The organism is Paraburkholderia sp. DD10 (assembly GCF_049177125.1).
Lineage (GTDB): Bacteria > Pseudomonadota > Gammaproteobacteria > Burkholderiales > Burkholderiaceae > Paraburkholderia > Paraburkholderia terricola.
On the sequence record NZ_CP185392.1, the window covers coordinates 1534672 to 1548707 of the forward strand.

The 14036-nt window shown below is 64.3% G+C and carries 11 protein-coding genes; 7 read left to right on the plus strand and 4 right to left on the minus strand.

Features of this window, described 5'->3' with window-relative positions; genetic code table 11:
- Window positions 1-329: 329 nt before the first annotated feature.
- The 5 genes from ACOCG7_RS07055 to ACOCG7_RS07075 all read left to right on the plus strand — a co-directional run bounded on the left by ACOCG7_RS07055 (window position 330) and on the right by ACOCG7_RS07075 (window position 7923).
- On the plus strand, window positions 330-1220 hold the full coding sequence (locus ACOCG7_RS07055) for a leucine-rich repeat domain-containing protein (protein WP_421377384.1): 891 nt from the start codon (window positions 330-332) through the stop codon (window positions 1218-1220).
- Window positions 1208-2068, plus strand: a complete 861-nt coding sequence (locus tag ACOCG7_RS07060; protein ID WP_421377386.1) for a hypothetical protein — start codon at window positions 1208-1210, stop codon at window positions 2066-2068. The genes ACOCG7_RS07055 and ACOCG7_RS07060 overlap by 13 nt, the downstream gene beginning before the upstream one ends.
- 80 nt (window positions 2069-2148) lie before the next feature.
- The gene (locus ACOCG7_RS07065; RefSeq protein ID WP_421377388.1) at window positions 2149-3501 is read left to right on the plus strand and encodes a hypothetical protein; all 1353 of its coding nucleotides are present in this window, start codon (window positions 2149-2151) and stop codon (window positions 3499-3501) included.
- Between the two features lie 34 nt (window positions 3502-3535).
- On the plus strand, window positions 3536-6010 hold the full coding sequence (locus ACOCG7_RS07070) for a leucine-rich repeat domain-containing protein (RefSeq protein WP_421377389.1): 2475 nt from the start codon (window positions 3536-3538) through the stop codon (window positions 6008-6010).
- A gap of 26 nt (window positions 6011-6036) precedes the next feature.
- Window positions 6037-7923: a leucine-rich repeat domain-containing protein gene (locus tag ACOCG7_RS07075; RefSeq protein WP_421377391.1), complete on the plus strand. Its 1887-nt coding sequence runs from the start codon at window positions 6037-6039 to the stop codon at window positions 7921-7923.
- Between the two features lie 171 nt (window positions 7924-8094).
- On the opposite strand, the gene ACOCG7_RS07080 is transcribed toward ACOCG7_RS07075, so the two are convergent.
- From ACOCG7_RS07080 to ACOCG7_RS07095, 4 genes are all read right to left on the minus strand, one after another.
- A complete protein-coding gene (locus ACOCG7_RS07080) occupies window positions 8095-8568 on the minus strand; it encodes a hypothetical protein (protein ID WP_421377393.1) in 474 nt (157 codons plus the stop codon).
- A gap of 560 nt (window positions 8569-9128) precedes the next feature.
- Entirely contained in the window at window positions 9129-9518 is a 390-nt protein-coding gene (locus ACOCG7_RS07085) for a hypothetical protein (protein ID WP_421377395.1), read from the minus strand.
- A 76-nt stretch (window positions 9519-9594) separates the two neighbouring features.
- Window positions 9595-11004, minus strand: coding sequence for a S8 family peptidase (locus tag ACOCG7_RS07090; protein WP_421377397.1), 1410 nt, complete (start codon window positions 11002-11004; stop codon window positions 9595-9597).
- A 66-nt stretch (window positions 11005-11070) separates the two neighbouring features.
- Window positions 11071-11781 (minus strand): TorF family putative porin, encoded by a 711-nt coding sequence (locus ACOCG7_RS07095; protein WP_421377399.1) that lies wholly within the window; start codon window positions 11779-11781, stop codon window positions 11071-11073.
- An 840-nt stretch (window positions 11782-12621) separates the two neighbouring features.
- Between ACOCG7_RS07095 and ACOCG7_RS07100 the strand changes: the two genes are divergently transcribed.
- Both ACOCG7_RS07100 and ACOCG7_RS07105 read left to right on the plus strand, forming a co-directional pair.
- The gene (locus ACOCG7_RS07100) at window positions 12622-13416 is read left to right on the plus strand and encodes a winged helix-turn-helix domain-containing protein (RefSeq protein ID WP_421377401.1); all 795 of its coding nucleotides are present in this window, start codon (window positions 12622-12624) and stop codon (window positions 13414-13416) included.
- Window positions 13417-13458: 42 nt separating this feature from the next.
- Entirely contained in the window at window positions 13459-13644 is a 186-nt protein-coding gene (locus ACOCG7_RS07105; RefSeq protein WP_421377403.1) for a hypothetical protein, read from the plus strand.
- Window positions 13645-14036: the final 392 nt, after the last annotated feature.

Genomic DNA, 14036 nt, shown 5'->3' on the forward strand with positions numbered 1-14036 from the left:
GCCGGCCTCGACGGCATTGCGTCACATTGGCCCGAGGCAAACGTTTCCTGAGTTTCGTTTGGTTCGCCGTTTTTTCTCTTGCGCCACATGGGTCGGCGCCGGTGCGGTGGAAGATAGCGCCTCGCGCCCCGAAACCGAAGCGCTATTTCTCATTTTCGCCGCAACCGAAACTCCGTTCGCTATCCGCTCACGCGGCCGGCGACAACGGACGGTCATGACCGATGTCCTGCGCTTTTCGCCGCAGCCTGACGTCCATGGCATGCATCACGCATGCTGCGACGAACTTGGGCAATGTAAGTGGGCGAAATCTGGCAACGCAGGGCTATCGCATGGACTACTTCAAATACGGCGACGTATTCAATCACGCACAGTTCGTTGAGGCCTACAACAGCCTCTCTCATCCGGCAAACGCGGGTGAGCAGGCGAACGGCATGTCACCGCAGGCCGGCGATCAGGCGGCGCAGCCGCGCCGGCGGGCGGTGGCCGGCGAACTCCAGGCCCTACAGAATCTGCGCCTCGGCGACGCGGCAAAGCCCCGGCCGCCACGCCCGGCTCAAAAGAACCCCGCAGAAGGGGGGACTTCCCGGCCAGGCGCGAAGACGAAGCAGCCGGAGGCCCCTTTCGAGGAGCGGGTCCAACAGGATTTCGAGCGCTGGCTGACGGGCGGTGGCCCCACTGCTCAACGGGCAGATGCCGCGGCGCGCATCGAGTATGCGGAGCTTGAGCAGGAGCACACCCTGACGCTCGACGGGCTCTCGCTGGGGCGGATTCCGGCGAAGGTCGGGCAGTTCGCGCAACTCCGGGCGCTCCGGATCGGCGGAAATCAGCTGGACCATCTGCCCTCCGCGGTGACCCGCCTGAAGCAGCTGCAAACGCTCGACGCGCGAGACAATCGAATGACCGAACTGCCGTCCAACATCGGCCGGCTGCTATCGTTGAAGCATCTCAATGTCGATTCGAACCGACTCGAATCGCTTCCGCACGAGCTCGCGGATCTCGCACAACTCGAAGCGCTTTCCGCCCGTTCCAATCGGTTGAGACTCGTTCCGCCACGAATGGGTGCGCTGAAGAATCTGAGCGAGCTCGATCTCGCACAAAACCAGCTTGGTGACATTCCGGGCACCTGGGCCCGTTGTTCGGATTGCTGGGGCGCCTCGATCTGTCGCACAACCAGCTTCAGCAGCTTCCGTCGACGTGCGAGATACCTGTGCGGAAGCTGAACCTGAATGTCTCGGAGAACGCTTCGATGGCGAGCTTGCCGACCGTCTTTGGCGGGTTCGGCTATGCAGCGAAGCTGAGGCTGACCGCCGCGGACGACCACCAGTTGAAGAACGCCGGCGGCAGGGTGAAGGTGAATACCAGAGGGACGAACATTCGGCAGGGTCTAGTGAACGAAGCTCGCCTCGCCGCGGGGCGGGGCATCGAGAAAGGTCGTGCCGTCCCGGGGCGGCGCCGGCCGCGCCTCGTTCCACTGGATGGCAGCGACTGGAACTCGACGAGTTCGGAGCTGAGCTTCATGCGGGACCACGAGGAAGCCGGGGAAATCGAAGGCCTGCAGCACGTGGGGCAGGGGGCGGAGGCGGACGAGACCTGGGGCGAGCGCCGCCTTCAGGCATGGGCGGAGGGGCTGGCCGAGCAGTATGCCTCCCGTCATTTCCCGGCGCAGACGAGCCCCTCGGCGCTTGCGCCACAGCAGGAACCGGAACCGGACCTGTGGACAGCGGCACGCGTTGATATGTTTGATATCGAGGGGGCCGGCGGCGGTCCATCCGTATTGCCTTCGCCGCCGCCCGCGCCGCAACGGCGGTCCGACCTCCTCACGGCGCTCCATGCCGAACTGGAGCGATTGCCGCAGCCCCAGGCGAGTGCCGTCGCCGCCTACCTCAGCAGTGTCCCGCAACACAAGCTGGCCTTCGCGCTTGCGCAACTGCGCAACGGTCCGGGGGGGCGCATGCAGGGTGACATGGCAGGAACAATGCCGATGCCCGGTGCGGCGGCAGCAACGGCGCGCTTGAATGACGCGGCGGCACCGTGGTTTGAAGTGCAGCAGCCTTTCGGACCGGTTTGATTCGAAAAGGGGTGGCGGCATCGTCTGATGTTCGCCGCCGTATCGGTAGTCTCACTAATTAATCGACTGGATGAAATGCAATGAAAAGCAGAATCAGTGGCAGCGGCAAGTATGCAGGACTCGAAGAGGACATGTCGGATCGGGCAAGCCGGAACTCGGGCTCGGGAGAGCCAGGCGGAAGCAGCCGGCGGTCCCGGTCCTTAGGCGGGCACACCGATTCGCTCGCCTCGTTTCGTTCGGCGCAACAGGCGCGCGCCGAACGAGACACGGGCCAGGACTACGATCTCGCTTCCCTCCAGAGCTACGCGTCGAATGCGTTTTCGGATCATTCCGTGGCTGCCGACGCTCGCCCTGACCGCGAGTCTTCCGGAAAGGCGAACGAGGAAAACGCTTCACTCAAAAGTTTCGTGTCCTACCTCTTTGCGGATGACGACGACCATCAGTCCCATGCCTCTTTGTACTCGAATCACGGCCCGACATACGCGGCCGCTTCCCCGAGTTACCGCACAGGCGATGCAGACGCCATTTGGGGGATGGACAGGGCCGAGTACGAGGCCGTTCAACGCGAGGAGGGCATGCCGTCTATGGAAGACGAGTCGACGAGAAGCGACACGGCTTCGGTCCTGTCGGATGCGTCCCAGCGGACCTACCATACTGCGCGGACACACCTGTCCGATGCGAGCGGTGGGTCGTCGAGACCCGTGCATTCGGACAGGCAGCGGGCGACGCCGAGCCTGATGGAGACGGCTCGCGCTCTTGCCGCCGGATCGGAGCGGAGATCCACCGGCAGCGACGAATCGGATGCGACGTCCAATCGGCGATTGCGACGGTTTGCCCGATCACAGCTTTCCGCCGACGTCGCGTCGTTGATCAGTACCCCGTCCAACTCGACCGAACAGGCGCGATCGCGTACCTCGCGGCAATCGCAGACGACGGCACGGACGGCGAACTCGACCAGGGTCCCCTCGGCTGCGTCCGGCCATTCTGACCGCACGCAGCGCAGTTCCGCGAATACCGCAAGCATCCTGGCGAGAGCACAGCGGCATGTGCGCTGGATTCCGCCCCGTTCACAGGCGCCGAACCTGACCACCATCCAGGATGATATAGAAGGCGATGAGTGGTCACGCCTGCAGAGTGGACTGAGCCGCCTCAGCCGTGACCTCCGACAGCGAGTCCTTTCGGGCGCGAGCGAGGCGACGTCACGTCTGCGTCAGGAAGCGTCGTACCAGCAGCGACGGACGGAAATCCGATCGGCCCGCGCCGAGCGCGAGAACTCCCTGGCGTCCGTGTCGTCGGGCTCGTCTCGTGAAAGCGATTCGCAGGTCGTTGCACGCCTGCGAGGGGAAACGTGGAATGCCGTCACGCCGTCGGACGGCCGCGCCATCGACAGAAGCTCCGCAACGCTGGACGACCTCACGCGCTATACACGCTGAAGGCTGCGACAAACAAACGCACTCGGGAAGAAACATGCTGAAGAAAATCGCGTCAAGTATCTCGACATCGGTTAGCCTGCCCGGCTCCTCGTCGAACAATGCGCCGGCCAGGTCGAAATCTGGTCGTCGAAGCGAGCACGACTTCGAAACACTGAAGTGGATCAACGACAAGTATCGGGAGAGCAACGAGCTTCGCAGCAATGCGGCGGATAGGCTCATTGCAGCCGGACCGGGCGGCGAAGTCGACCTCGAGCAGATGGGGCTGACGGATCTGCCGGATCATCTGCTGGCTCGCGTTGCCGACTCGCGCAAGATCAGGCTGAAGGGCAACAGTCTGAACGAAGTGCCGCGCAGGATGTTGACGTTCGCGAAGCTCCAGAGCCTGGATCTCTCGCGCAACAAGCTCGATGCGCTGCCTTCAGAAATTGGACAGCTGACGAGCGTGCGCAAGCTGGACGTGTCGCATAACCGGCTTGCCGAGCTTCCGGCAGCCGTCGGCCAGCTCACGAAGCTCAAGTCCCTTCGGGCGGGGAACAATGCGATCGAATACCTGCCGGCATCGATCGGCAACCTTACCAATCTCCGGAAACTGTCGCTCGGCGAAAACCTGCTGACGAATCTGCCGTTGCAAATCAACCGGTGCTCCAGTCTCGAGGAGCTCGATATTTCGCGAAACCACTTCGAGAAGCTGCCGGAAGCGGTCGGCTCGCTCATGCAACTGCGCAAGCTCCGCATTGGCGACAACGATCTGAGCGACAAGGTCTTTGAGGTTGACGACGTGGAAGCGGAGGGGGAAACGGAGCCGGGCCTGGCGATAGACAGGGCGATCCCGGAGTCTGTCGGCCGTCTGAAGAACCTCAGGGAACTCGACGTATCGGGTAACCCGCTGACGTTCCTGCCGAGCGACTTTGGACCGTTGGCATACGCATCGACAGGCAGGATGACGGTCAGGAAATTCACCGACCGGCCGTCGGTTTTCCCGGACCTGGAAATCCACATCAGGAATACGCCGTTACCCGTCGAACTTTCAAAGGATGGCCGCCTGCCGCGCCTCGCCACGGTTCCCCCTGTCCAATATAAGGAGCTCTATCAACCGCCCCATGTGCGTGAGCGAAGCGTAGTGGACGAGGACGACCTCGAACCGCCGCTTGACGCATTCGAGGAACATCCGATCTCCAGAACGGCTCGAGCGATGCCCGAAGTCCTCGCCGCGCAAACGGCGCTGGCCGGCGGCGGCCAATCGGTACTCAACGAATTGCTGCGTTCGCTCGCCGCGAGCGGCCAGGCGGCGGCCAGCGGTCATGCGGGAATGCCGCCTGTTCGCCCGCAAACGGACAGGGGCGGATATGCGGGCGAGCCCCTGCAACGCGTTGGGCAAGGCGGGCAGAACGTGACGTTCGCCGCGCGGGGGATCGACCGCCCGTCGAGCGGTGCTGCCGCAGGCCCATCTTCGGGGCCGGACAATACGCGGCCGTTGTCCCGGACCTCGTCGAGCACCTCGTCACGTGCATCGTCCCGCGGATCGTCTCGCGCGCCGGGCGGCCATCCGACGAGGGCGCCGCGCAACGACGCGGGGCATGCGGCCACAAACCCGCCGGCGCAGCAGGCTCAGACGCAAATGCCGTACGCCGAAACCCACATGGCGCACCATCTGGGGCAGCCGTACCTCTCGCAACCGTACCCGTTGCAGCCGCCCTACGCCCAGGCCGCATATATGCAGCCGCCGTACGCACCGTCAATGTACGCACAGCCGGCGCCCGTCCAGGCCGCTCAGAACCCGGCGCTCGCCGAGCTGTTCCGTGCTTTGGCGGTTTCGTCGAGCGGGCCGCAGCCGCCGCAGCCGCTGGCGGCACCGTTGCACACGCCGCAGCTTCGCAAGTCGTTGTTCGACTATTCGACTGCGGCGCCCGCCCGAGCCGATCGATTCGCAACCGACATGGTGGGCGTCCGGCAGATGCAACACGCGAAGCTCGCGGGCCTCGCCACCCGGTATACCGAACGGATCTATCCCCAGGGCCGATGGCTCGAACACTGCGTGATGCAAGCGAAGGCGGGCCATAGTGCGCCGCGCGATCTGTGGAATCTCGTCGTCATGATGTTCCGTCAGCACGTCATCTGCGATCTGGCCGAAAAGGTTGCGAAAGAGAACGCGAAAAAGCTGGCCGAGGATCCCAGCAAGACCCACCTCCAGATAGAGCCGTTGCCGATCGCACTGATGTACCAGGTGCTCGTCAGTCGCCCCAACGAGCTTGAGATTCTCGGCTTCGACGATCTGCGCAGGAGGCTGGACGGAACCCCGGCTTTACAAACGATGTTCGGGCACATGGCAGCCCCTGAGCAACACGACTTTTTCCGGCACCACATCATGAAGGAAGTGAAAGAGGCGGAACAGCGCGAGGGCGGCCGCGATCTGGCCGCGTTCGCGGGAAAGCAGGAATTCTGGCAGACGTTTCTGCGCGAGCAACAGCTCGAAGCGGAAATGGCGTGGATGTCAGAGAACCACTTCTGATCTGCGCACGCTAAAGGAAACGCCATATGAAAAACGCGAAGCTGTCAGGTCTGCTGTGCGGCGCAAACATGATCGATTGCATGCCGCACGCGCCGCAGGCGCGCGACGCCCGTGCGCCTCGGCCGGGCGTGCCTGGCGGGCGCCGCCCATCCCTGTCGCAACTGCGCGAGGGCGGTCCGCTCAGTGCATTGGGTCCGCGCCGCCCGCCCGGCTTCAAGGAAGGGCTCGACGATTGGAAGGGGCGCGCCACGGGGCCCGAGCAACAGCGTGCGAAAGCGACCGAACTCATGGAGAACGCGCACGCAGACGGGAAAGAAGTGTTGGCTCTCTCGCAGCTTGGATTGACGCGGCTACCTTCGCAGATCGGCGCGCTGAAGAAGCTGCAGTTGCTCGACTTGAGCAACAACAAACTGACCAGGCTTCCTGCGTCAATAGGAGAGCTGGAGAAGCTGACCCGTCTGTTCGTGGATTCCAACGAGCTGGAAAGCCTTCCGGACGAAATACAGAACCTCAGTCAGCTCAAGCGCTTCTCGGCGGCGGGAAACCGCTTGTCGCAGTTGCCGGAGTCGATGCACAAGCTGGAGCGCCTGAGTTCCGTCGATCTGAAGTCGAATCAGATATGGACGCTACCGCCCGGATGGGCCGAGCTCCTCACCCGGCTGTGCAGGCTCGACCTTTCCGACAACCAGTTGAAGCAGCTGCCGGAACTGCCCGGCAATGACGCTGCCGGCGCGCGGGACGACGTTCGGGGCAAGACGCTGGATGTGGATCTATCGAACAACGGGATCTCGACGCTGCCGATAGGCTACGGCTCGTTCCGTTATCACGGTCAATTCGATAATCACACGCTTGTCAATGTCGCGCGCACGATCGTCGTGCGCACGGCGAATACGCGTATCCGCGAGGGCCTCGTGGCGGCGGGGCGTCTTGCTTCAGGGCGCGGCGTGTCCGCTCACGAAGCGCAGATGTTCGCGCGCCAAAGCCGCATGTCGGCAAGGGGCAAGGCACCGATCGCGGAAGACGACGCGTCGCTCGGTTCGTTCGGCGACTACGTCCGGCGGCATGGCGAACCGGGGCAGGCTGCCCCCTTCGAGAGGTCGCCTGAAGCGGCGGCGGAACCGGAACGCGGCGAACTCGGCGAACAGCCGGAATGGACGAAGCCGGGGGGCATGTGTGGACCGGGCGAAGTCGCGGACCTGTTTGCGGCCCTTGGAGCGCCTCGGGCGGGCAAGGCCGGCGCGGGTTTCATGAACGTGTTGGCTGCGGAACTGCAGAGCCTGCCGGAATCCCAGCGGGCCGCAGTGCTGACCCAGCTGGCAGCCGTACCGCCGGCAGTCCTCGAGGCTGAACTTGCGCGTATGCAAACCGGATGGCAAGGCGGCGCGGCCATGCCGTGGCCCTTGCCTGCGGCACCGCGGTTCCCGACGCAGACGGTTCCACCGTTTGGCGCGCAGCCCGGTCAGCATTTTGTGCCGCCGCTCGGCACGTGGCCCGCTCAGCAATTCGCGCCACCGGTCGCCGCACAGTCCGAGTCGTCCGGCGTTCGACCGCCGCCCGGCGGCACATCCGATGCGTGGGGCAGCTTGAAACAGCCTTGGTCGGATGATGCCGCGCCACCATGGGCAAGCGCTCGCACGAACCGATCGGGCGTGCCGCAAAATGATGCCGATCGGTGGGCCCGGCCGCAATGGGTCGCGCCGGCCGCGCCGGCCGCGCAGCAAGAAGCCGACGAGCCGGAAATGAACGGCGCATACAGTAGTTGGACACATGAGTTTGACGGCTACGCATGGACGAGTCCCCCGAAAGCGACGATTACCGCGCAACTGGTGTTGCAAACGGAGCCCGAGCAGCCGGATATCCTCACCACGCTCGAACGTTTCATGAGGATGGTGAACGGCGATCCGGCGCAATGAAAACGCGTCACCGTAGCCGGGTCGAGAGATGAAAAGCGCGAGGAGCGCGATCCGCATGCGAGTGGAAGTCCGCTCGATTACGGTCGAATTCCTTCATGTTCTAAAAACATGCAGCTGACTCGGCGGCAATGCCGGCGGCAAGCGTCTGGATCAGTGTTTGCCCAGTAGAAGCTAGCTAATAGGAGTGAATGCGGTGAGCAGGATTAATCGCAGTAGTAGTGAACGTAGCGACATGTCGTTGAGCGGTCCATCTGTCACGCCATCAGTCGCGCAGAGCGTACAGGAATCCAGGCGGAGTACCCGTAGCGCAATGTCGAGCGCTCTTGCACAACTGTCATTGCGGTCGCGGAAGCCGGGCTCACGCCAGAGCCAACAACCCCGCTCGAATGCTCCGTCGGAGCGGACTGTAATCAGCCGCGAGCCGGTGGATACCGCGTCGGTGCTGAGCGACAGGAGCGCGGCGGCGGGCCGCTCGAATGCGTCGGTGCTGGGCGGCGCCAGCCAGAGCAGCCAAGCCCGCTCACAGGCCCCGTCGGGCCGGACCGCGATCAGCCGAGGAGCAGCGGACACCGTGTCGGTGTTAAGCGACGCGAGCGCGGCGACGGGCCGCTCGAATGCGTCGAACCATTCGACTCGGAGCAGCACCGCGCTGCATGCGCCGGCGGCGAGCCTCGGGCTGGGCTCTCATCGCGACGAATTGGGTCGTACCGGCCGGGGTTCATCGCAGGCGAGCGGTGGCACGTATGCCGAATGGAAAGCGATGCAAGAGAATCGGCGGCGGACCGAGACGTCTGGATCGGAGTCGCCATCGCCGTCCCTGCAGAGTAGCTCGTCGTCCGGCCGGCGATTCAAGCCTGGATCCTTGGCTTCCCGGGTGCTGGACACAGCGAGCAGCAGATTGAGCACAGCCCTTGGTCACAGGCCGGCATTTACGGTCACCGGCGACCCCAGCAAGATCCCGACCACCCCTCGACGAGAGTCTCCCTACGAGCCCGACCTCAGTAATCCTGCTGTCGCGCTGGCGGCACATCAGTGGGATCCGGTGGCATATCCGAGCGCCGAGCCCACGGAGTCCCGAGTAGCATCATTGAGGATGCCGTAAACGACGCGAGAGTCGGCGGTCGCTTTCGCCCTGGCCCGCTCCCGTCACAACGAGAGTTGACTGACCTGCCCCTGCCGGCAAGGTGGGGTCGCTTCACCGCTGCTCAGGTGTCGAGGGCGGGCCGGCCGGAAAGATGCCGTCGCTGGTTTCGCCGTCGTACTTGCGCTGCGGACCCGCGCATGCCGTTGTGCGTTTCGCGTCCTGCTCGCGTCGATGCGGACACAAGCTCGTCGCGTATCTGGGCGAGGGTGGCGCACGAGGTGCGCTTGTCGTCCGGCATTTGCAGGAGTTCGCGGACGATGGCGAGCACGGCATAAGTCGGGCTCGCACGCGCGGCATCCGTGGCCGCCGTGGCCGCTTCGTCGATGCGCGTCGCCGTTTGCACGCCGATGAGCGCCGCCCCGTCGGAGAGCATGTGCCACACGGCGGTGAGCATGGAAGCGGCAACGGCGAGGATGGTTTTCTTTAGGCTGAGTCGTGCTTTGATGCGCACGAACTGGGCATGCAGAACGCCTGCTGGAAGAACACCTTCGTGAGAGTTAACCGACGCCGCGTTGCCGCATCTCCGTTCAACGGGCCGCCTCCACGCACGTGTGATGAAGCGCCTCGACCGCCCGGCATGCGTTGATGACCCGGACATGCTGCCGGCTCGGACCGCTCGTCTGGTCGAGCAACGTTTCGATCGAGCGCGCGTCGAGGTTGGGCTGCAAGCCGAGCAGCAACGCGATGGTGCCCGTCACGTTCGCTGTCGCGAACGACGAGCCCGAGACAAAGTCGTAATGTCCGCCGGGCGTGAGCGTCAGGATGTCGTGGCCGGGCGCGTAGAGCACGCGCGCGGTGGAATCGGAGGCGGGGCCATTCGTCGCGCGTGCCGACGCGCGTGCCGAGTCCACCGCGATCACGCCCGGCACGCCGACCGGAAACGCCTTGAGGTTGCCGTCCGGCAGCACCGCGCCCACCACGATCACGCCTTTTCTCACCGACAGTTCGATCAGTTGAGTGAGCAGCGGATCCTTCGGCCCGCCCAGGCTCAGATTGATGATCTGTGCATGCGCTTCGAGCGCCGACTGGATAGCCTCCGCGAGCGTGAACGAATTGCAGCGCGAAGGTCCGCTGCGATTGTCCGCTTGCCAGCAGGCCTTGACCGCGATCAGTTTCGCGTGCGGCGCGACGCCTTCGATGCCGGCCTTGCCGTCCGCGCCGCCCGCGCGATCCGCCGCGATGACGCCCGCGACCGCGGTGCCATGCAGGTCGCGATTGAATTGCGTCCAGTCCTCGTCAACGAAATTGCGCGTCGAGACAATGCGGTCGTGCAGATCGGGATGGGTGGTGTCGACGCCGGTGTCGATCACTGCGACCCGCACCGAATCGCCGCGCGTGACCTTTTGCGCCGCGCCCGCGCCGATTTCGCGGAAGCCCTGCTGCAAGTCGGTGTAGTCGTTGTTGCCGGCTGGCGCGTCGGCGAGCAAGTCGAAGGTTTGCAACGGCTGCGCGAGGCTGACGCGGGAATCGGCGGCGAGCCGCGCGACGACTTCCTCGCGCGGCGTATCGCCGATGATCTCCAGCATCGCGCAATGCACCTTCAGCGACGGGATCGGCCAGGCCGACACCTCACGCAAGCCGTATTGCCGTGCGAGCGCCGCGACTTGCGCCCGCGCGCTGCCGCCCGGCGAATAGCCGCCGGCCGCGCCGTATCCGGCCGCGGTCGAGCCGGCGCGCAGCATCAGCGTTTCGGGCGGATTGGCGACGGCCAGCACGATCATCCGTTCGGGGCGCGCCTTCATCTGCTGCGTCGCGACAGCGGGGTCGGGCGTCGCGGGCACGAGCGCGCAGGCGGACATCGCGAAGGCGGCGCACAGGGAGAGCCAGCAGAGCAGCGTGCGCCGCGCCAGGGCGGCCCACGTGCCGCGCTCGCCGCCGTTCGCTGCCGGGCTCGCGTCGTACGGCGGGTGCGGGGCGGAGCGGTCCTTGGGCGTCATGGCAACTCGATTCATGATGGAAATAGCCGTAGGTGCGCGTCGCCGTGTAAAAAGTTACGCCGCCGCTCAGAAATGCCAGATTGCATCGGCGATCCAGCGATTGGACGCGCCCGGTCCGAGGTGCGCCTTGGCTTCGTTGTTGGTGGCGATATACGACACGTCGAATTGCCACGCGCGATACTGGTAAGTCAGTCCGACGTTGCCGTAGACGTAGCCGATGCCGAGCACCGAGTGCAGATCGTAGTAACCGATGCCGGCCGTCGCGGTCCAGCCGTGCACGAGCGGCAGGCGGCCGACCAGATCGTAGGCGACGGCGCGCGAACTCGGCGATGGCCCAAAGCCGGTGTTCGGCGAGAGCGCGACGGATGCGAATACGGAGTCGCGCCAGCCCGCAGTCAGCACCAGTTCGTCGTAGTTGAAGCGCGAGGACTGCGATCCCTGGATGAACTGGTAGTGCGAGAGCATGGCCTGGGCGCTCCAGTCGCCGGCCAGGCGCCAACCATATCCGCCGTTGACGACGACTTCCGCGCCGTTGGTGGGGCGGCGGGCGGAGCGCAGCGACGCAGCCGACGCGCCCGCAAAGAAACCGTTGCCCGGATACCAGTTGGCCCCTGCGCTGACGGACGGCTGCCTGTTGCCGATGTCCATGCCGCGCGTGACCTTGTTCGTGGTGACACCTGCCTCGAACTGCCAGTCATCGCTCGCAGCCGCGGCGGGCGACGATAACACGGCGAAGGTGACGAACAGCGAGCACCATCGAACCCGGCCTACGGACAAACCGGCAGCCTTGCGGCAAGTCAGGAGCAAAGCACGCCGCAACTCCATATCGTTGGTTCACAGTTCCGGTGGATTGGGACGCTGACCGACTGGGCGTCCAGCCATCTGCACGACCCGGTGCGATGCATAATGCATCCCATCGGGTCGTGCAATCCTAACCGATAAACGCAAACGGAAGAATTCCGGAGCAAACGTCAGTGGTGTCATGAACTCGCCGCGCCGCGTGAAGCGGCAGAGAAAGCGCGCAGTCGGCGGTGATACCGCGGCCAGCGCAGGTGACATCAGGTCGTGCGTGAAATTGGAAAGATGACCGCAAGTGACGTCGGGCGCGAAGAAAGTCGCGAACGACGCGAAAAACCGGTGAGCGCCGTCACGCTGGTCGACGCAATGCAAAGATCGCACAGTTGCTTGTTGCGGGCAAAAAATATCAGATCAGGAAAGGCGGTTTCTACTGTCAGTACGCCCTCAACCCCCGGTAGGGATGTGCTGACATCTCTGGCGCGATGCGCCGCGCCTCATGGAACCGACGCGATGGCACGCCCGGCGTGCAGCGAGGGACGCCAGCAGGAGGCTCAATTATTTTCTACCGGGATGCATCCCGCATCGATCAGGATGGCACCTACGGAGCAGAGACTCGATGCGAGGCAGGGTCACGCGGCAAGCGCGATCGACGGGGCAGACAGCCGACAACGGCTGGTCGCACGAAAAAGTCCAGGGAACATCAATGAGCGTCCCAACCGACCGGGAATGCTGGAGCGGCGAAGACTGCGCCGTCAGCCAACAATTGAACCGGCCTGCGTCTAAGACTTCTCAAGGACCAGGCCGACTGGAGACAATGTAGTGCGATTTGCCCTCGTGACCGAAGACCCTGTATTGACCCGCGATCTGACCGGATGTTTTGCCAGCGACCCGATTGTGATCGAGCCATTCAGCGCTGGACAGGATTTCCTGCGCGCAGCGCGTGCGACCATGTATGACCTCGTGCTGATCGATGCACAGAACAGTTCACTGTTACTCGACGTGCTTCAGTCATCGCGCAACAGCGATGCGACTGTGGGCACGCCGGTGGTCGTCCTCACGCCGTTCCCGGACTGGGCGGCAATGCTAGGCTGGATCAACGCCGGCGCCACGGATGTGGCCTACCGCTACGACCTGGAACAGGTGCGTCTGCGCGCGCATGTCGTGCTTCAGCGCGAGACACATCGGGCGGCAAGTGCCGACACCATTGAACTGGGCAGCTACGTGTTGCGAAAAGATGTCGGCCTGGTGGCTCTCGATGGCGTGGAGATACCGCTGACGCCGCGCGAATTTACGATAGCCTGGCTGTTTTTCTCGAATCCAGGCAGGTTTCTGAGCCGGGCGCAGATCGCCGGCAGCGTCTGGGGTTCACGCGAGCACGTCGCCTCGCGCTCCATTGAGCAGCACGTCTACAAACTGCGCAAGAAGCTTCGCCTATCGCACGCATCCGGACTGAATCTGAAGACCGTCTATGCGCTCGGCTACAGGCTGGATTCCGTCCTGTCCGTCAGCCCACCTGATGGGCAGACGGGCGCGCCGAAACCTGGCGCGGCACGACCTTCATGCGCAATGCAGTCCGATGCCCGCGAACAGGGCGCTGACATCGCCGATGCCTGAACGTCGCTTTAGCCCAAGCCGCGAAACGGGAAGGGGATGACAATGGATATTATCGAAATCGCGAAGAACGTCGGTATGCAGTTGCTGCTCGATGCAAAGATCGGCCGGGAGACATATCACAGCGTATGCGGTTCGCTGTCGTCGTTGCAGCGCTTCGCGGACGCCGTACGCGCAGCGGCCGCCGCACAGTCACCAGCACAGGGCGACGACGAAGAGCATATGAAGTAGCGGCCTGCGTCTGCGCAGCGCCCGCGGAGCGCACCGACCGCGCTTGATGTGCTGCCTCCTCTTCTGGCAAGACGTCTCCACCTGTCCGTACCAGATGATCAGCGTTTTGGTTGCGATGGATCGCGCCGGTCTGCTGCACGTCCCCTTGCAGCACCTCGTGCACGCGCCCACAGGGATCGGCCGAACGAGCACCTCGCGCACGATCCCCACGATCCCGCGATAAGGCTGCTGCAGATCAACGCCCAGCGCGAGCATCGCCTCATGGACCATCGTTGAATGACCGGCACCGCGAAACCGTCCTTCAGCGCTACGGTCGCCTTGCGCTCTTGCTGGCAGATGCGCCCCGGATCTCACACCATGCCGGTCCGCTGGCGCACGCACCGATGCCGGTC

Excerpts from the sequence above, each read along its gene's own strand:
- ACOCG7_RS07105 (WP_421377403.1), top strand. The coding sequence starts at position 13,459 with ATGGATATTATCGAAATCGCGAAGAACGTCGGTATGCAGTTGCTGCTC.
- ACOCG7_RS07055 (WP_421377384.1), top strand. The coding sequence starts at position 330 with ATGGACTACTTCAAATACGGCGACGTATTCAATCACGCACAGTTCGTT.
- ACOCG7_RS07070 (WP_421377389.1), top strand. The coding sequence starts at position 3,536 with ATGCTGAAGAAAATCGCGTCAAGTATCTCGACATCGGTTAGCCTGCCC.
- ACOCG7_RS07090 (WP_421377397.1), bottom strand. The coding sequence starts at position 11,004 with ATGACGCCCAAGGACCGCTCCGCCCCGCACCCGCCGTACGACGCGAGC.
- ACOCG7_RS07065 (WP_421377388.1), top strand. The coding sequence starts at position 2,149 with ATGAAAAGCAGAATCAGTGGCAGCGGCAAGTATGCAGGACTCGAAGAG.
- ACOCG7_RS07075 (WP_421377391.1), top strand. The coding sequence starts at position 6,037 with ATGAAAAACGCGAAGCTGTCAGGTCTGCTGTGCGGCGCAAACATGATC.